This is a genomic window from Brevundimonas sp. (genome assembly GCF_030682035.1).
In the GTDB taxonomy this organism is placed as follows: domain Bacteria; phylum Pseudomonadota; class Alphaproteobacteria; order Caulobacterales; family Caulobacteraceae; genus Brevundimonas.
The window spans coordinates 129,346-145,246 of the sequence record NZ_JAUXQZ010000025.1 but is presented as its reverse complement, the minus strand read 5'-3'; the positions used below and the strand labels follow the sequence as shown (position 1 = coordinate 145,246).

Below are 15,901 nucleotides of genomic sequence, written 5' to 3'. Positions count from 1 at the left end.
CGAACCCAAGGCAGGCGATCATCGACCCACAGCCGCACCAAACGCTAGCCACTCGCCACTCGCCACTCGCTTCAGCCCCGCAGCTTGCGCGTCAGCGTCTCGACATCCCGGGCGATCTGGTCGTCCAGGCCCATCAGTTCCTCGATCTTGCGCACGCCGTGCAGGACCGTGGTGTGGTCGCGCCCGCCGAAGCGACGGCCGATGTCGGGATAGGAGCGGGTCGTGTGCTGTTTGCACAGCCACATGGCGATCTGGCGCGGACGGGCCACGGCGCGGGTGCGGCGCTCGCTGAGCAGGTCGGCCTGTTTGAGGCTGAAATGGTCGGCGACGGTCTTCTGGATCTCGTCGACGGTGATGCGGCGCTCGGGTCCGCCGCGCAGGGCCGAGCCGAGCAGGGCCTGGGTCTCGTCGACGCTGAGCGAGGACAGGCGGGCGCCGGCGACGGCGGCCAGGGTGTTCACGGCGCCTTCAAGCTCGCGCATCGAGCCGGGGGTGCGGTCGACCAGGTGCTCAAGCACCTCGGCCTGGGCCTCGCCGGAGACGACGCCGAGCCGGGCCAGGGCCTCGATCCGGTTGCGGGCCACGGCCAGTTTCAGGGCGCGGTCGGCAGGCTCGACCGGGCAGGTCAGGCCCGAGGCCAGATGGCTGCGTAGACGCGGCTCGACCTCGGTCAGGGCCATGGGCGGGCGGTCGGCCGAGAGGACGATCTTCTTGCCGTCCTCGATCAGGGCGGTCAGGGTCGAGAGCAGTTCTTCCTGGGTGCCGGCCTTGCCGCCGACGAACTGGACGTCGTCGATCAGCAGCATGTCGGCGTTGCGCAGACTGTCCTTGAACGCCGCCATGGTGCGGTCCTGCGCGGCGCGGACGAAGGTCGACAGGAAGCGTTCGGCGGTCAGATAGACGACCCGGGCGTCCGGCCGGAGGCGCTGGGCCTCCCAGGCGATGGCGTTCAGCAGGTGGGTCTTGCCGTAGCCATAGGGGCCGCAGAAGAAAATCGGGTTGAAATGGCCGTCGGCCCAGGCGGCGGCCTGTTTGGCGATGGCGAGGGCGAAGGCGTTGCCCTGCCCTTCCACGAAACTGTCGAAGGTCAGCCGTTCCTGCAGCCCGGCGGCGCGCACGGCGCGGGCCCCGTCGGCGACGGGCGCCACGGTGGCCATGGGCATCGATTGCGGCAGGGACTGGAGCGGGATGACGGCGGCGCCCTCGGCGCGGCCGGCGGCGACCTGGGAGGCCGAAGGCGTCGAGCCCATCTCGGCGCGGCAGCGGACGTCCAGACGGCGCGCCAGGCCGTCGAGGCCGAGCCACAGTTCGTTCATGCGGCGCAGGGCGTTCTTGCGCACCCAGTCGCGGGCATAGGCGGTGGGGGTGACGAGGATCAGCTGGCCGGCGCCGTCGGCGCGCACGGCCGAGGGGGCGATATAGGAGCTGAAGGGCCCCTCGCCGATTTCGCTGCGCAGACGGCCCGCCGCCTCGGTCCAGATACGATCCGGATCCGTCATCCCCGCCATGTGCGCGCTCCCCGTCATCGTCTCAGCCACCCTTAGAAACCCATCACCCGACGCCCTTCGGAGAAGCCTGGAACCGGGACGACTTCTCCTGTCCCGCGTGGCTGGAGCCTCGCGGGTGGGGTCGTACTCTTGAACAGGCGTCTCACGCCGACACGAAAACTGGTTCCGCGCCGCATTCATTCCGTATGGGAATGGAAGTGCGTCAGCGGCTCGAACTTACCCTCGGGGAGGGGGGCGTCAACGCTGATTCGCGACTCAATTTGCAGTTAAAATTGTTGACTCCGCTAAAGCCAAACACAGTCAACGAAAAACCGCATTTCGCCACAGACGCGAGCGCTGATCGGCCCGGAAACGCTTATCAGCACACGTGCAAACGGCGAGGGAGCCTTCGCGCCCTCGCCGTTGGAATCGCTGGTTTTTGCCATGACAGCCCTGTGAAAGGCCGTCAGGGGTCCGAAAAATCAGGCGGCGGCCATCTTCTTCAGTTGAGCGGCCAGACGGCCCACTTTGCGCGAACCCGTGTTCTTGTGAACCACGCCCTTGGAGACGGCGCGCATCAGCTCGGACTGGGCCTCGATGAAGGCGGTCCTGGCGGCGCCGGCGTCGCCGCCGACGACAGCTTCCTGGAATTTGCGCAGGAAGGTGCGGACGCGCGTACGGCGCGCCTTGTTCACTTCGGTGCGGGCCGCGATCTTGCGGATCGCTTTCTTGGCGCCGGCATTGTTGGCCATCAGTCAAACCTTACGAACGGAAACGCCGCGGAGCACGGTCCACGGCGGGGAAATCTCGAAGAGCGGGGGGCTATAGCGGAAACGCCGGGCGGGTTCAAGGCGAGTCTCAGCGTCCCGTGAACACCGGCTTCCGCTTCTCCACGAAGGCCGCCATGCCTTCCTTCTGGTCCTCGAAGGCGAACAGGCTGTGGAACAGGCGGCGTTCGAACTGGACGCCCTGGGTCAGGGTGGTCTCGAGCGCGGCGTTGACCATTTCCTTGTTGGCCATGACGGCCAAGGGGCTCTGCGAGGCAATCTTCGCGGCGATCTTGCGGACCTCGTCCAGCAGGGTGTCGTGCGGGACGACGCGGCTGGCGAGGCCGGACGCTAAAGCCTCCGCAGCATCCATCATCCGGGCGGTCAGGACCATGTCCATGGCCTTGGACTTGCCGACCAGGCGGGTCAGGCGCTGGGAGCCGCCGATGCCGGGGGCGACGCCGAGGTTGATCTCGGGCTGGCCGAATTTCGCCTTGTCGCTGGCGACGATGAAGTCGCACAGCATGGCCAGTTCGCAACCGCCGCCGAGGGCGAAGCCGTTGACCGCGGCGATGATCGGCTTGCGGAAGCGGGTGATGCGATCGTGGCCGAGGGCGAAGAAATTGCCCGAATACATCTGGGCATAGGTCTGGTCCTGCATCTCCTTGATGTCGGCCCCGGCCGCGAAGGCCTTGTCGCCCGAGCCGGTCAGGATCAGGCAGCGCACGCTGTCGTCATGCTCGACCGTGTCGAGGAAGTTCGACAGATCCCTGAACACGGTCGAGCTGAGCGCATTCAGCGCCTCAGGCCGGTTCAGGGTCACTACCGCATAGCCGTCGGCATGGCGTTCGATGAGCAGGGTGGAATAGGTTTCGGCCATGGGAAGCTCCCGGAGTGGCGAGTGGCGAGTGGCGAGTGGCGAGTGATTAGGGGGTGCGAGAGGTCGCGGGCAAGGCCTGAGGCGTGGCAGGGTCAGAGGACGACCCTCGCCACTCGTCACGCGTCACTCGTCACTTCCTTCACCGCCGCGGAATCAGCGCCAGGGTCAGGGCGGCGCGGAGCAGTTCGGCGGCGACCACCATGGCCAGCAGGGCGTTGGCGGCGATGACCTGACCGCGCGCGCCGGACAGGTTCAGGCTCCAGCCGAACAGGGAGGCGAAGGCGAGCATGGCGGCGGCGGCCAGCGCCATCACGATCAACAGCATCAGGGCGACATGGCTGGCCTTCAGCGCCGCCTGAAGCGTGGGGCCTTCGTCCAGGGCCCGGGCGCGGCGGCGGAACAGCCAGGCGATCAGACCCGTGGCCACGGTTTCGGCGAGGACGATCACAGCGAGGGCGCCGAGGAACCACAGGGCCAGACCGCCGGTCTCGCCGCGGCGCATCTGCTGCAGGAAATGGGCGAAATAGGCGCCCCAGACGGCGACGCCGACAATGAGGCTGATCCAGAGATGGGTGCGGCGGTGGGTCATGCGCCGCTCCTTACCCCGTCAGCCCGGCCGTGTCCGCGTCCGTTTCGGCGGCCATGGCTGGAGACAAGCGCGGCCGCCTTCGGCCCGGTCCTGCAGAGGTCCAGGGGCGGCCCGAACCGGGGCCGCCCCTGTGCGGATCAGAGGACTCGCGGCGCCTCGTCACGACGGACGTCGTCGTGGCGGCGACCGTCCATGGCCTTGTCGATCCAGCGATGGTTGCGGCCCCCGTAGAGGCCGCCGAAGATCGCGGCGATCGCGCCGATAAGCATGGTCAGGAAACCCCACAGCGCCAGCATGGCGGTGGTGTCGGCTGCTTCCTCGGTCTCGACGGGCGCGGGCAAGGGCGCCGGCTGGATCAGTTCGCCCTCGATCACGCGGCTGGACGGGTAGCGGTCGCTCACCATCGTTTCGCCGACGTCGCCGTCCCGGGCGTCGCCGCCGAGGATGGCCGCCACACCGCCGGCGCCGGCGGCGCTGGCGATGGTGATGGCCAGCAGGAAGGCCAGGGCCCAGACGGCCAGGCCGTGCAGGGCGCCCTTGTGGTGGTCAGCGTGTTTGGCCGCGCGCGTCGCGACCGCGCCGCCGACGAACAGGGCCAGGGCGTTGGCGAAGGCCATCCACATCCCTGCCGCGGCGGTGAAGCCCGCGCCGTCGCCGCCGTCGAAATCACGAGGATCGAAGGCTGAAGCCCCCAGGGCGACGCCCAGCAGGTTCAGCATGGCGCCCACCGCGACCGCCACAATGGCGCCGGCCAGGACGGCCGGCCAGGAAATCAGGGTGTGTAGCGGATGATGGGCGGAGTCAGAGGTGTAGGCGTCGGTCATGGGTCCCTCCAGAGCGATGGCTTGGAGCGTGAACCGATACGGAGCGCTGCGGTTCCGCCGACCTCAGCCGACGCTGACCATCTCCGCCAGCCTCAACACCGTGCTCCAGTTGCGGCCGGTGCCCATGCCCAGCATGCGCGGCGTGGCCTTCTTGAAGATGTCCGACACGCCCTGACCGTTGGGGAACCAGAAAAACAGGTCGTCGCTTACGGCCTCGACCCGCTCGCCGTCGCGACAGAGGGCCTGGACGGCCAGCAGCGCGCCCGGCTGGATGCCGTCCTTCATGACCATGGCCACGACCTTGGCGGGATGGGCGGCGGCTTCCCTGAGGAAGGGGTTGGCGGCGACCAGTTTGGCCCACTGATCCGGGGTTCGGACCATGGCGGCGACCTTGAGGCCGAAGGTCTTGGCCATTGCGGCTTCGATGTCGTGCTCGAGCGCGTCCGGGGCCTTGCCGCTCTCGACCACCAGATTGCCGCTGGCCGCGAGAGTACGCGGGTTCTTCAGCCCCATGTCCGCCGCCATGGCGCGCAGTTCGGCGACCGGGGCCCGGACGCCGCCGGTGTTCATGCCGCGGAAGAGGATGATGCGGTGGGTCATGGGGAAGAGGGTGTGGGGTGTGGGGTATGGGGGAGGCAGGGCGGCGGGACACAGGGCTCTGATCGCAGCGTCCAGCTCTGACGCGCTACCCTACACCCCAAAGCCCCCACACCCCATACCCCAAGCCCCTCACCGCTTCTGGCAGCCCGGACACCAGAAGGTCGAACGGCCGGCCTGGACGGTGCGTTTGACGACGCCCGGGCAACCCTCCGCGAGACAGGGCTGGCCCTCGCGGCCGTAGACGTCGAAACGGTGCTGGAAATAGCCCTGCCCGCCGTCGGCGTTGGCGAAATCCCTGAGCGTCGAACCGCCGGCGAGGATGGCTTCGTTGAGGACGTCGCGGACCACGGCGGCGAGTGTTTCGAGGCGGGGCTTCGATACCTTGCCCGCGGCCGTCAGGGGCGAGATGCGGGCGCGGTACAGGGCCTCGCAGACGTAGATGTTGCCGAGGCCGGCGACGATGCGCTGGTCCAGCAGGCTGACCTTGATGTTCTGCTTCTTGCCCGCGAAGGCCTCGGCCAGATGGGCGGCGGAGAAGCCGTTGCCCAAGGGTTCGGGGCCAAGGGCGGCGAACCACGGATGGGTCTCGACATCCGCGGTGGGGATCAGGCCCATGAAGCCGAAGCGGCGGGCGTCGGCGAAACCGACGCGGGTCGTGGTCCCGCCCCTGACCGCGCACAGGCTGACATGCTCATGCTTGCCGGCGATGGGGGCCGATTCCTCGAACTCGCCCAGTTGTTCGCCGTCCAGGGTGAAGCGGCCGGTCATGCCCAGGTGGCTGACCCAGGTCTCGCCGGTCGACAGCGGCATGAGCAGATATTTGGCGCGGCGGTCGATGCGCTCGACGACGGCGCCCTCCAGCCGTTCGACGAACCGCTCCGGAAAGGGGAAGCGCAGGTCGGGCCGGTTCTGGCGCACCTGCGTCAGCCGCGCCCCGGTCAGGACCGGTTCGAGGCCTCGACGGACGGTTTCGACCTCGGGGAGTTCGGGCATGCGAAACGGATACCCCGTCCTGCCCGCATGGAGAAGGATTCTTGCCCACGCCATGGTTTCCGGCTTAGGTCCGTCCAAAGGGACCGAGGGACGACCATGACCGACACACCCGCGAGCGCGCCAGTGAGCGGCGTCAAACGCATCGAACTGACGCTGCGCGCCCTGGTTCTGGGCTGCATACTGGCGGTGATCTTCACCGCCGCGAACACCTATCTGGGCCTGAAGGTCGGTCTGACCTTCGCCTCGGCCATTCCGGCGGCGGTCATCTCCATGGCCATCCTGCGGATGTTCAAGACCTCGACCATCTGGGAGAACATGACCGTGCAGACGGTCGCCTCGGTCGGCGGGGCCATGAGTTCGATCATCTTCGTCCTGCCGGGCCTGGTCATGGTCGGCTGGTGGCTGGAGTTCCCGTTCTGGGAGTCGGTCCTGATCTGCGTCTTCGGCGGCATCCTGGGCGTGACCTTCTCCATCCCCCTGCGCCGCGCGCTCGTGGTCGACGCCAACCTGCCCTATCCCGAAGGGGTGGCGGCGGCGGAAGTGCTGACCGTCGGCTCGCGCGGGGCTGAACAGACCGAGAGCGCCGTGCGCGAGAACGCCTCGGGCCTGTGGGTGGTGATCGTCGGCTCGTTGGTTTCAGCCGGCTACGCCCTGCTGGTCGCGGGGCGGGTGTTCGCGGGCGAAGCGGCGCGTTTCATCAAGTTGCCGGCGTCGCTGGGCGGCGGGGCCACGGGCATCGGCTTCGGCATGCAGTTCGCACTGCTGGGCGCGGGCCACCTGATCGGCCTCAGCGTGGGCCTGGCCCAGTTGTTCGGCCTGATCCTGGCCTGGGGCATCGCCGTGCCGATCCTGACCAGCCCCGAGACCATCGCCTGGCTGACCGCCCATGGCATTCCCTCGATCGCGACAACCCTGCCCGCGGGCGTGGGCGCGGAAGAACTGGCCGGAACGGTCTGGAGCCGTGAAGTCCGCTTCATGGGCGCCGGCGTGATAGGCGTCGCCGCCATCTGGACCCTGATCAAACTGGCCGGCCCGCTGATCGGCGGACTGACCTCGGCCCTGGCCGCCAACCGCCGCCGTCAGGGCGGCGAGGTGCTGGAGCGCACCGAACAGGACATTCCGATCAACATCGTCGCCGGCCTGTCGGTGGCCTGCCTGATCGGCATCGCCGGCATCCTGGCCTGGTTCGCCCAGGGCAATCCGACCCTCGCCGGCTCGACCGCCCTGCTGGTCGGGGGCGGCCTGATCTATGTGGTCTTCATCGGCTTCGCCGTGGCCGCCATCTGCGGCTATATGGCGGGACTGATCGGCTCGTCCAACAGCCCGGTGTCGGGGGTGGGCATCCTGGCCATCGTCATCGCCTCGGTGCTGATGCTGGGCGTGCTGGCCCTGGCGGGGCTGCCCGCGGATCCGTCGGTGGTGGCCTTCGCCCTGATCGTGACGGCCGTGGTCTTCGCCGTGGCCGTCATCGCCAATGACAACCTGCAGGACCTCAAGACCGGCCAGCTGGTCCAGGCGACGCCGTGGCGGCAGCAGACGGCGCTGATCGTCGGCGTCATCGCCGGGGCCATCGTCATTCCCTTGATCCTGAACCTGCTTAACAAGGCCTTCGGCTTCGAGGGCGGGCCGGCCGGCATCGCCGACGCGCCGCTGGCGGCGCCCCAGGCGACGCTGATCTCGGCCCTGGCCAAGGGCGTGATCGAAGGCGGTCTGCGCTGGGACCTGATCGGCCTCGGCGCGGCTATTGGCGTCGTGATCATCGTTCTGGACGCGGTCCTGCGGGGCGCGACCAAGGGCCGGATGAAGCTGCCGCCGCTGGCCGTCGGCATCGGTTTCTACCTGCCGGCCGCCGTGACCATGATGCTGGTGGTGGGTGCCGTCTGCGGCTGGATCTACGACAAGACCATCAAGACCACCCGGTTCGCCGATGTCGGCCGCCGCATGGGCGTGCTGCTGGCGTCTGGCCTGATTGTGGGCGAGAGCCTGTTCCTCGTCATGACGGCGGGCGTGATCGTGGGGACCAAAAACGACGCGCCCTTCGCCATGCTGCCCGACGGCTCGACCTGGCCGGCGATGCTGGCGGGTATCGCGGCCTTCGTGGTGTTGACGCTGATGCTGTACGGCTGGGTGCGGAACCGGTCGGCCAAGATCTGACCGCCTTCGCGCCGCCCTTTTCCTGACGGATAGAGCCGCCGTTACGCCGGTGCGTGTTCGTCGCGCACTGGCGTTTCCGCGTGCGCCCCTGTAAGAGGCGCGCGCTCCCCGCACCGTCGCCAAAATCCAGCGGTCCGTACTCGCACGGCCGCCTTGCACGTCTGATAGTCAAATGAATCTGCGCAACGTCGCCATCATCGCCCACGTCGACCACGGCAAGACCACGCTGGTGGATCAGCTTCTGGCCCAATCCGGCGTCTTCCGGGCCAACGAGGCCCAGTCCGAGCGGGCGATGGACTCCAACGATCAGGAAAAAGAGCGCGGCATCACCATCCTGGCCAAATGCACCTCGGTGCTGTGGCACGGCGAGACGGGCGACACCCGGATCAACATCATCGACACCCCCGGCCACGCCGACTTCGGCGGCGAGGTCGAGCGCATCCTGGGCATGGTGGACGGCTGCGTCCTGCTGGTCGACGCCGAAGAGGGCGTCATGCCCCAGACCAAATTCGTGCTGACCAAGGCGCTGAAGATGGGCCTCAAGCCGATCCTGTGCATCAACAAGGTCGACCGGCCCCACGCCGATCCCGACAAGGTCCACAACGCCGCCTTCGACCTGTTCGCCGCCATCGGCGCGACCGACGAGCAGCTGGACTTCCCGCACATCTACGCCTCGGGCCGCGCCGGGTGGGCGACGATGGATCTGAATCAGCCGTCCGACAATCTGAACGCCCTGTTCGAGCTGATCGTCAAACATGTGCCGGAGCCCAAGGTCGTCGAGAACAAGGACAAGCCGTTCCAGATCCTGAACGTGCTGATCGAGAGCGACCCCTTCCTGGGCCGCCTGCTGACCGGCCGGATAGAGAGCGGCAAGGCCGCGCCGGGCATGGCCATCAAGGCCCTGTCGCGCGACGGCAAGACCATTGAACAGGGCCGCATCACCAAGGTGCTGGCCTTCCGCGGCCTTAAGCGCCAACCGGTGGACGAGGCCGAAGCGGGCGACATCATCGCCATCGCCGGGATGAGCAAGGCCACCGTGGCCGACACCCTGTGCGCCCTCGAAGTGACCGAGGCCCTGCCCGCCCAGCCGATCGATCCCCCGACCATCTCCATGACCGTCTCGGTCAACGACAGCCCGCTGGCCGGCCGTGAGGGCGACAAGGTCCAGTCGCGCGTTATCCGCGACCGCCTGTTGAAAGAAGCCGAGGCCAACGTCGCCATCCGCGTCACGGAGACGGGCGGCAAGGACGCCTTCGAGGTCGCCGGTCGTGGCGAGCTGCAGCTGGGCGTGTTGATCGAGAACATGCGCCGCGAAGGCTTCGAGCTGTCGATCAGCCGTCCGCGCGTGGTCTATCAGATGGCCGAGAACGGCGAGCGGATGGAGCCGATCGAGGACGTCGTCATCGACGTCGACGACGAATACACCGGCGTCGTCATCGAGAAGCTGTCGGCCCGCAAGGCCGAGCTGAAGGACATGGGCCCGTCGGGCGCCGGCAAGACGCGGCTGACGCTGAAGTCGCCGTCGCGCTCGCTGATCGGCTATCAGGGCGAGTTCCTGACCGACACGCGCGGTTCGGGCGTGCTGAACCGGGTGTTCAGCCACTATGAGCCGCACAAGGGCGCCATCGAGGGCCGTCTGAAGGGCGTGCTGGTCTCGAACGGCGACGGCGAGACCGCAGCCTTCGCCCTGTGGAACCTGGAAGACCGCGGCATCATGTTCGTCGGCGGCGGCGAGAAGACCTACCAGGGCATGATCATCGGCGAGAACGCCCGCTGGGACGACCTGGACGTCAATCCGATGAAGGCCAAGGCGCTGAACAACATCCGCGCCTCGGGCAAGGACGAGGCCGTGCGCCTGACCCCGCCGCGCCGTCCGTCGCTGGAACAGGCCATCGCCTATATCGAGGAAGACGAACTGGTCGAGGTCACGCCCAAGTCGATTCGCCTGCGCAAGGCCGTGCTGAACCCCTCGTTCCGCAAGAAGCGCGTCCGCGAGGAATAGGCCTTCTCGTTGGGCCGCGGTCGTCGGCCCTTCGGGACCACCCGATCCGAGGCGGCCTGGTCGGGTGGCCTCATGTGGGCGTCCGGACAAGAAAAAAGGGCGGCTCCGCGAGGAGCCGCCCTTTGTCGTTTGGCCGCGAAGGCCGGGCGCTTAGGCCCGACGCTTCACCAGACCCAGCAGGAAGAGCAGCAGGATCGCGCCGATGGTGGCGACGATGGTGGAGCCGATCCAGCCACCCCAGGCGAAGCCCAGGGCGTTGGCGATGAAGCCGCCGATGACGGCGCCGACGATGCCGACGATCAGGTTGGTCAGCAGGCCGTGGCTGCGGCCCATGATCTTCTCAGCCAGGAAGCCGGCGATGATGCCGACGATGATCCAGAAAATGATATTCATTGGTAGGTCCCTTCCTCAGACAAGCAGTCTCGTGGCCATAATGCGTCGGAGCGCTAACGGTTGCGCTTGTTCGATAGAACTATGGTCGATGACAATCCCCCGTCACGGGAGCGCGGCATGGTGCTTGCCACTTGAAGGGCGAGCCGTCCCGCTTCGGGACAGCCCGCCAACAAGGGGAAACAGGGCCATGGCCACCGATATTGACCTTCACCTGGGCCGCCGCCTGCGCCGTCGCCGGCGTCTTCTGGGCCTGACCCAACAACAGCTGGCCACCCAGGTCGGCATCCGCTTCCAGCAGATCCAGAAATACGAGTGCGGCGCCAATCGCATCTCGGCCGCGCGTCTGTGGCAGCTGTCCGAGGCGCTGGAATCGCCCGTCAGCTATTTCTACGACGGTCTGGAAGAAGCCATCGAACGCAAGGAGGCGGCCAACCAGGGCGGCGAGATGTTTTCCCGCAAAGAAACCCTCGACCTGATCCAGGCCTACTACCAGCTGGATGAGAAGCCGCGCCGGCGCCTGCTGGACCTCGCCAAGTCGCTGCATGCCGAGGGCGACGCGGCTTGAGAGGTGACGAGTGGCGGGTGGCGAGTGGCGAGTGATCGCGGCCGCACCCGCCGTCTCGGGACCTTGGATGCGAAAAGTGGGTGACGTGGCGGATTGACTCGCCGCTCGCCACTCGCCACTCGCCACTCCATGACCGAGTACGAACTGTTCGCCGTCGACCTGGCCCGCGAGGCCGCCCGCGTCTCCCTGCCGTATTTTCGCGGCGCGTATGAGGAGACGGACAAGGGCGGCCCCGGCGCCTTCGATCCGGTGACCCAGGCCGACCAGGAGGCCGAGGCCGCGATCCGCAACCTGATCGCGGCCCGCTATCCCGATCACGGCGTCATCGGAGAGGAATATGGCGAGGACCGGCCGGACGCCGACCACGTCTGGATCCTGGACCCCATCGACGGCACCCGCGCCTTCATCGCCGGCCTGCCGCTGTGGACCAATCTGATCGCCCTGCGCAGTGAAGGCCGTCCGGTCGTCGGCGTCATCGGCCAGCCGTATCTGGATGAAATCTTCCTCGGCGGCCCGTCGGGCGCGCGCCTGCTGAGGGGCGGGACGGAGACGCCGCTCGCGGTACGGCCCTGTCCACGCCTGACCGACGCGATCATCGCCACCACCGATCCCGACCTGTTCACCGGCGCCGAACTGGGGGCATGGACCCAGGTGCGGGCCGCCGCCCGCCTGGCCCGGTTGGGCTGCGACGCCTATGCCTACGCCATGCTGGCCGCGGGCCGGATCGACCTCGTAGCCGAGAGCGGGCTGAAGGTCTGGGACTGGTCCGCCCTGGTTCCTGTCATCGAGGCGGCGGGCGGCGAGGTCACCAACTGGCGCGGCGAGACGCCGGACGGGAGCGGGCAGATCCTGGCCGTGGGCGACATCGGTATTCGCGATCAGGCGCTGGTGACGTTGCGGCGCGCGGCTCAATAAATTTCCGCTTATCCCGGCGAAAGCAGGGATGAGCGGAAAGGAACAAGATCAGGCCGCTTCGGTAGGTTCGCTGACGGGCGCGAGGACCGGTATCGGCGACAGGTCCTCGACCGGCGAAATATAGGCGCCCATGGCGTCGAACTCGTCGAGGAAGACCGCGCGCATGTCGTCGGCCTCCATGATGATCTCGTGCTTCGCCCCGGGAATCTCGACGTAGCGACCCCGGCCGAGCCGTTTGGCGGCCCATTTATTGGTCTGTTTCCAGACGCGGTCGTCCTCGGCCGCCTGAACGATGGCGACCGGGATACGCACGGCCTTGAGCGCCTTGGGCTTGAGCGAGCGTTCGCCGGCGTCGATCGCGAAGGCCAGCCAACCCCACGTCGGGCCGCCGACCGCCAGGTGCGGGCAGGCGTACAGTTGCTGTCGCCACTGTTCGTAGCGGCTTTCGTCGGACGTCAGGGCGTCCTTCTCGAAGGTATGGTCGAACGGATCGTCGGCGTCGTCGAGCACATAGTCGCCGGCCTTGCCGTGACGCAGGTTCCAGCGCACCGCCAGCTTGACCGACCACATCGACCGCTTGCCGGTGCGGATGCGCAGCATGGGGCTGGACAGCAGGGCGCCGGCGAAACGGCTCTCGCCGCCCTGAAGCGTCATCAGGTTCAGCGTACCGCCCATGGAATGGCCGACCATGACCCAGGGCTTGGGCGCACGATCCTCCCAGGCGTCGAGCAGGCGGGCGTAGTCGTCGAGGAACTCCTCCACGGCCCGGGCATGGCCCTTCAGCCGATCCGGCAGCAGACGGGCGGAAAGGCCCTGGCCGCGCCAGTCGTGGGCCAGGACGCACCAGCCGCGGGCGAGGAAATTGCCGATGACCTCATAGTATTTCTCGATCGGCTCGGTGCGGCCGGGACTGACGATCACGGTGCCGCGCGGCTTTTTCGCCACCAGGGTGGACGGGGTCCAGAAGGCAGCGCGCAGGCGAAGCCCGCCGGCGCCGCGGAACCATTCGCCGACCCCTCCGGGAGGCGCGGACGCGCCTGGGACCCCCATCAGCGGCGCATTGGCGGCATAGGCGGCGGCTCGGTTCACTCTGGCTTCCTGAATCTCAAGGTCATGCGGTCACTTTCACCGATCTCGTCGTATTTCGACCGATCGAAGTTCGGATTCGGCGGCGAACCGCGCGGCGCCGTTAACCCCATGGGCGGCAGGGTTTCGACACCGAACGGATGATCCTTGGTATCCCTTTCATTCGCGTTGATTTCCGAGGCGGCGACAAAGGCGAAACCCGCTTCCGCCGCCAACTGTTTCACAAACGCCTCCTGGACGTATCCGTTCGCAGCGGCCGGGTCCTGATCCTCTTCCGGGCCGAGGCGATGCTGTTCGATGCCGAGGACGCCCCCGGGGCGCAGGGCGGCATAGGCGTCGGCGAAGGCTTTTTCGGCGATCCCGGCGGCCATCCACGCATGGATGTTGCGCATGAACAGGACCATGTCGGCCGAGCCCGCCACGGTCACCGGCCCGGAGGTCGGTCCGAAGGCGGAGAGCTCGATCGCGCCGTACAGGCGGCGGTCATTGGCGAATCGTTGCTGGAAGGCCGTCATCAGCGCGACCTGCGCCGGATCGGCGCCCGCGCCGGTCTGGAAGCCGGCGGCGACGTATTTGCCGGCGCCTTCGGCCAGATAGGGCGCGAGGATTTCCGTCCACCAGCCGCTACCCGGCCAGAACTCGACCACCGTCATGCGGGGTTGGAGACCGAAGAAGCGCAGCGTCTCCATCGGGTGTCGGGCGGCGTCGCGGACCTTGTCCTGGGCGCGCCACGGACCGGCGACGGCCCATTCCAGCGACCCCTGTGGCGGACCATCGGGCGTGGGGGGCGGTTCCGCGGTCTTTTCCTTGCGGCTGCAGGCGGCGAGACCCGTCAGCGTCAGGGCCGCGGCGCCGGACAGTACGCCCCGGCGCGACAGCGACAGCCGCCAGTCGTGTCTCGAATTACTCATCCAGATCCCCTGGAAGCCGATACTGCACGTTTCAGACCAGCCCACCCCAAGGCTGGGCTTAACCCTGTTCCCATGTCCGGTCAAAACGGTTCCGGACATGGGTGAACATCATCCCGGCTTGCGGAATCGCAGGGTCATGCGGTCGCTTTCCCCGATCGCGTCATACTCGGCGCGCTCGGCCTCGGTCAGCGGCGTGGGCCGGTCGGTGGCGTTGTTCGCACGCGGGGCGCTGGTGCGGACCGGCGGCAAGGTCCAGACGCCGTAGGGATGGTCGTGATCATCCCTGGGATTGGCGTTCAGCTCGCTGCGGGCGTCGAGCACGAAGCCGGCAGCCTGGGCGGCCCGGATGACATGGCTTTCCGGCATATAGCCGCTCGGGGCGGTGACGTCGGGGTTCAGGCCGTCGACGCTGCGGTGCTGTTCGATGGCCAGCACGCCGCCGGGCTTCAGCGCCTTGAAGAAGGCGGCCAGATAGGGATCGGTGCGGCCGGCCCGATGCCAGTTGTGGAAGGCGCGGGCGACCACGACCATGTCGGCGATCCCGTCCTCGACGCCCATACCCTCCAGCGGACGGCTGACCGCCACATAGGTTCCACCGGTGACTTCGGCATAGGGTTGCAGGATGGCGGTCCACCAGCCCCCGCTGCCTGGCTCGATCTCCACGATCGTCGATCCGGGGGTCAGGCCCCAGAAGGTCAGGGTCTCGAACGGGTGGCGATAGACGTCGCGCGCCACATCGGCGGCGGGCCGGGCGGCGGAGCCGATGGCGGCCTGGAGCGCCGTGTCTTCCTGCAGCACCGGCGGCGTCATGGCGGCGCGTCGGACCGTGCGCTGGGCGGGGGATTCATCCAGCGTCGGCATGGCGGGCAGGGTCTGGGCGGCGGCCAGGGCCGGCAGGGCCAGCGCGGTCGTCATGACAAGGGCGAGCAGGCGCATCGGGGATCTCCTGGGCGAATTTCCGGCGAACCCTAAGGGGTCTGGGGCGAGGGGCAAGGGATGACCACCGGAAGGCGACAGATTGGCGCGGGGGCGGCGCCCCTTGACGGTTTCACAGCGCTTCCCACATCGGGTCCGAGGCCGCCGATTCCGGGGCCTCCAGACCGGACGGGGCCGATCATCGGGCCGACCGGACTGAACTCCCACCGCCGGTCCGGGCGTCAAACCGCGGGACCGGTTCAACCTTGCTGATCCTCAGGAGGATGACCCATGCGTACCTATGATTTCACCCCGCTGTACCGTTCCGCCGTCGGCTTCGACCGCCTGGCGGGCCTGCTGGAAAGCGCCGCTGCGACCCGTCAGGAAAACGGCTGGCCGCCCTACAATATCGAGACCACGGGCGAGAACGCCTATCGGATCGAGATCGCCGTCGCCGGCTTCAAGCCCGACGAGCTGACCCTCGAGGTCAAGGAAAACCTGCTTACCGTGACCGGCCGCAAGACGGCCAATGACGACGCCGGCGCCGGGCGGACCTATCTGCATCGCGGTCTGGCGGAGCGGGACTTCGAACGCCGGTTCCAGCTGGCCGACTATGTCGTGGTCAGGAGCGCGGACCTGGCCGACGGCCTGCTGTCGGTCGAACTGGCCCGCGAACTGCCCGAGGCGCTGAAGCCGCGCCGCATCGAGATCAGTGTCGCAGCTCCGGCCAAGCCGCTGATCGAGGGCAAGAAGCCGAAAGCGGCCTGAGGCTCACAAAAACCCGCCTCAAGCAGCGAGCCCGGGAAACCCACCGAGGGGC

Annotated in this window: 16 protein-coding genes; 5 read left to right on the top strand and 11 right to left on the bottom strand. The window is 67.9% G+C overall.

Annotated features, from left to right (window positions below):
- Positions 1-71: 71 nt before the first annotated feature.
- From dnaA to mutM, 7 genes are all read right to left on the bottom strand, one after another.
- Positions 72-1,508, bottom strand: coding sequence for a chromosomal replication initiator protein DnaA (dnaA, locus tag Q8K49_RS06070; RefSeq protein WP_305304828.1), 1,437 nt, complete (start codon positions 1,506-1,508; stop codon positions 72-74).
- A gap of 461 nt (positions 1,509-1,969) precedes the next feature.
- The gene (gene rpsT, locus Q8K49_RS06065) at positions 1,970-2,239 is read right to left on the bottom strand and encodes a 30S ribosomal protein S20 (RefSeq protein WP_305304827.1); all 270 of its coding nucleotides are present in this window, start codon (positions 2,237-2,239) and stop codon (positions 1,970-1,972) included.
- 106 nt (positions 2,240-2,345) lie between these two features.
- Entirely contained in the window at positions 2,346-3,134 is a 789-nt protein-coding gene (locus Q8K49_RS06060) for an enoyl-CoA hydratase-related protein (RefSeq protein ID WP_305304826.1), read from the bottom strand.
- 139 nt (positions 3,135-3,273) lie between these two features.
- Positions 3,274-3,723 (bottom strand): hypothetical protein, encoded by a 450-nt coding sequence (locus tag Q8K49_RS06055; RefSeq protein WP_305304824.1) that lies wholly within the window; start codon positions 3,721-3,723, stop codon positions 3,274-3,276.
- A gap of 137 nt (positions 3,724-3,860) precedes the next feature.
- Complete coding sequence (locus Q8K49_RS06050; RefSeq protein ID WP_305304822.1) at positions 3,861-4,547, bottom strand: hypothetical protein; 687 nt, start codon at positions 4,545-4,547, stop codon at positions 3,861-3,863.
- A 63-nt stretch (positions 4,548-4,610) separates the two neighbouring features.
- Entirely contained in the window at positions 4,611-5,147 is a 537-nt protein-coding gene (locus tag Q8K49_RS06045; RefSeq protein ID WP_305304820.1) for a DUF1697 domain-containing protein, read from the bottom strand.
- Between the two features lie 129 nt (positions 5,148-5,276).
- Positions 5,277-6,140: a bifunctional DNA-formamidopyrimidine glycosylase/DNA-(apurinic or apyrimidinic site) lyase gene (gene mutM, locus Q8K49_RS06040; protein WP_305304819.1), complete on the bottom strand. Its 864-nt coding sequence runs from the start codon at positions 6,138-6,140 to the stop codon at positions 5,277-5,279.
- A gap of 96 nt (positions 6,141-6,236) precedes the next feature.
- Here mutM and Q8K49_RS06035 point away from each other — a divergent pair, with 96 nt between their 5' ends.
- Complete coding sequence (locus Q8K49_RS06035) at positions 6,237-8,294, top strand: OPT family oligopeptide transporter (RefSeq protein WP_305304818.1); 2,058 nt, start codon at positions 6,237-6,239, stop codon at positions 8,292-8,294.
- 172 nt (positions 8,295-8,466) lie between these two features.
- Complete coding sequence (typA, locus tag Q8K49_RS06030; RefSeq protein ID WP_305304817.1) at positions 8,467-10,296, top strand: translational GTPase TypA; 1,830 nt, start codon at positions 8,467-8,469, stop codon at positions 10,294-10,296.
- A gap of 150 nt (positions 10,297-10,446) precedes the next feature.
- Here the strand turns inward: typA and Q8K49_RS06025 are convergent, their stop codons facing one another.
- On the bottom strand, positions 10,447-10,689 hold the full coding sequence (locus Q8K49_RS06025; RefSeq protein ID WP_305304815.1) for a GlsB/YeaQ/YmgE family stress response membrane protein: 243 nt from the start codon (positions 10,687-10,689) through the stop codon (positions 10,447-10,449).
- 187 nt (positions 10,690-10,876) lie between these two features.
- On the opposite strand from Q8K49_RS06025, the gene Q8K49_RS06020 reads away from it, so the two are divergent.
- On the top strand, positions 10,877-11,254 hold the full coding sequence (locus Q8K49_RS06020) for a helix-turn-helix domain-containing protein (protein ID WP_292063345.1): 378 nt from the start codon (positions 10,877-10,879) through the stop codon (positions 11,252-11,254).
- A 129-nt stretch (positions 11,255-11,383) separates the two neighbouring features.
- On the top strand, positions 11,384-12,169 hold the full coding sequence (gene hisN, locus Q8K49_RS06015) for a histidinol-phosphatase (protein ID WP_305304809.1): 786 nt from the start codon (positions 11,384-11,386) through the stop codon (positions 12,167-12,169).
- Positions 12,170-12,217: 48 nt separating this feature from the next.
- Here hisN and Q8K49_RS06010 read toward each other — a convergent pair whose 3' ends face one another.
- From Q8K49_RS06010 to Q8K49_RS06000, 3 genes are all read right to left on the bottom strand, one after another.
- Positions 12,218-13,258, bottom strand: coding sequence for an alpha/beta hydrolase (locus Q8K49_RS06010; RefSeq protein WP_305304807.1), 1,041 nt, complete (start codon positions 13,256-13,258; stop codon positions 12,218-12,220).
- A complete protein-coding gene (locus Q8K49_RS06005; protein ID WP_305304805.1) occupies positions 13,255-14,166 on the bottom strand; it encodes a class I SAM-dependent methyltransferase in 912 nt (303 codons plus the stop codon). The genes Q8K49_RS06010 and Q8K49_RS06005 overlap by 4 nt, the downstream gene beginning before the upstream one ends.
- 108 nt (positions 14,167-14,274) lie before the next feature.
- Entirely contained in the window at positions 14,275-15,102 is an 828-nt protein-coding gene (locus Q8K49_RS06000; RefSeq protein WP_305304803.1) for a class I SAM-dependent methyltransferase, read from the bottom strand.
- Between the two features lie 270 nt (positions 15,103-15,372).
- Between Q8K49_RS06000 and Q8K49_RS05995 the strand changes: the two genes are divergently transcribed.
- Positions 15,373-15,849: an Hsp20 family protein gene (locus tag Q8K49_RS05995; RefSeq protein WP_305304802.1), complete on the top strand. Its 477-nt coding sequence runs from the start codon at positions 15,373-15,375 to the stop codon at positions 15,847-15,849.
- The last annotated feature ends 52 nt before the right edge of the window (positions 15,850-15,901 follow it).

Excerpts from the sequence above, each read along its gene's own strand:
- Q8K49_RS05995 (WP_305304802.1), top strand. The coding sequence starts at position 15,373 with ATGCGTACCTATGATTTCACCCCGCTGTACCGTTCCGCCGTCGGCTTC.
- Q8K49_RS06045 (WP_305304820.1), bottom strand. The coding sequence starts at position 5,147 with ATGACCCACCGCATCATCCTCTTCCGCGGCATGAACACCGGCGGCGTC.
- Q8K49_RS06060 (WP_305304826.1), bottom strand. The coding sequence starts at position 3,134 with ATGGCCGAAACCTATTCCACCCTGCTCATCGAACGCCATGCCGACGGC.
- Q8K49_RS06005 (WP_305304805.1), bottom strand. The coding sequence starts at position 14,166 with ATGAGTAATTCGAGACACGACTGGCGGCTGTCGCTGTCGCGCCGGGGC.
- Q8K49_RS06025 (WP_305304815.1), bottom strand. The coding sequence starts at position 10,689 with ATGAATATCATTTTCTGGATCATCGTCGGCATCATCGCCGGCTTCCTG.
- hisN (WP_305304809.1), top strand. The coding sequence starts at position 11,384 with ATGACCGAGTACGAACTGTTCGCCGTCGACCTGGCCCGCGAGGCCGCC.
- Q8K49_RS06035 (WP_305304818.1), top strand. The coding sequence starts at position 6,237 with ATGACCGACACACCCGCGAGCGCGCCAGTGAGCGGCGTCAAACGCATC.
- typA (WP_305304817.1), top strand. The coding sequence starts at position 8,467 with ATGAATCTGCGCAACGTCGCCATCATCGCCCACGTCGACCACGGCAAG.
- rpsT (WP_305304827.1), bottom strand. The coding sequence starts at position 2,239 with ATGGCCAACAATGCCGGCGCCAAGAAAGCGATCCGCAAGATCGCGGCC.
- Q8K49_RS06050 (WP_305304822.1), bottom strand. The coding sequence starts at position 4,547 with ATGACCGACGCCTACACCTCTGACTCCGCCCATCATCCGCTACACACC.
- Q8K49_RS06055 (WP_305304824.1), bottom strand. The coding sequence starts at position 3,723 with ATGACCCACCGCCGCACCCATCTCTGGATCAGCCTCATTGTCGGCGTC.
- mutM (WP_305304819.1), bottom strand. The coding sequence starts at position 6,140 with ATGCCCGAACTCCCCGAGGTCGAAACCGTCCGTCGAGGCCTCGAACCG.
- Q8K49_RS06020 (WP_292063345.1), top strand. The coding sequence starts at position 10,877 with ATGGCCACCGATATTGACCTTCACCTGGGCCGCCGCCTGCGCCGTCGC.
- dnaA (WP_305304828.1), bottom strand. The coding sequence starts at position 1,508 with ATGGCGGGGATGACGGATCCGGATCGTATCTGGACCGAGGCGGCGGGC.
- Q8K49_RS06000 (WP_305304803.1), bottom strand. The coding sequence starts at position 15,102 with ATGCGCCTGCTCGCCCTTGTCATGACGACCGCGCTGGCCCTGCCGGCC.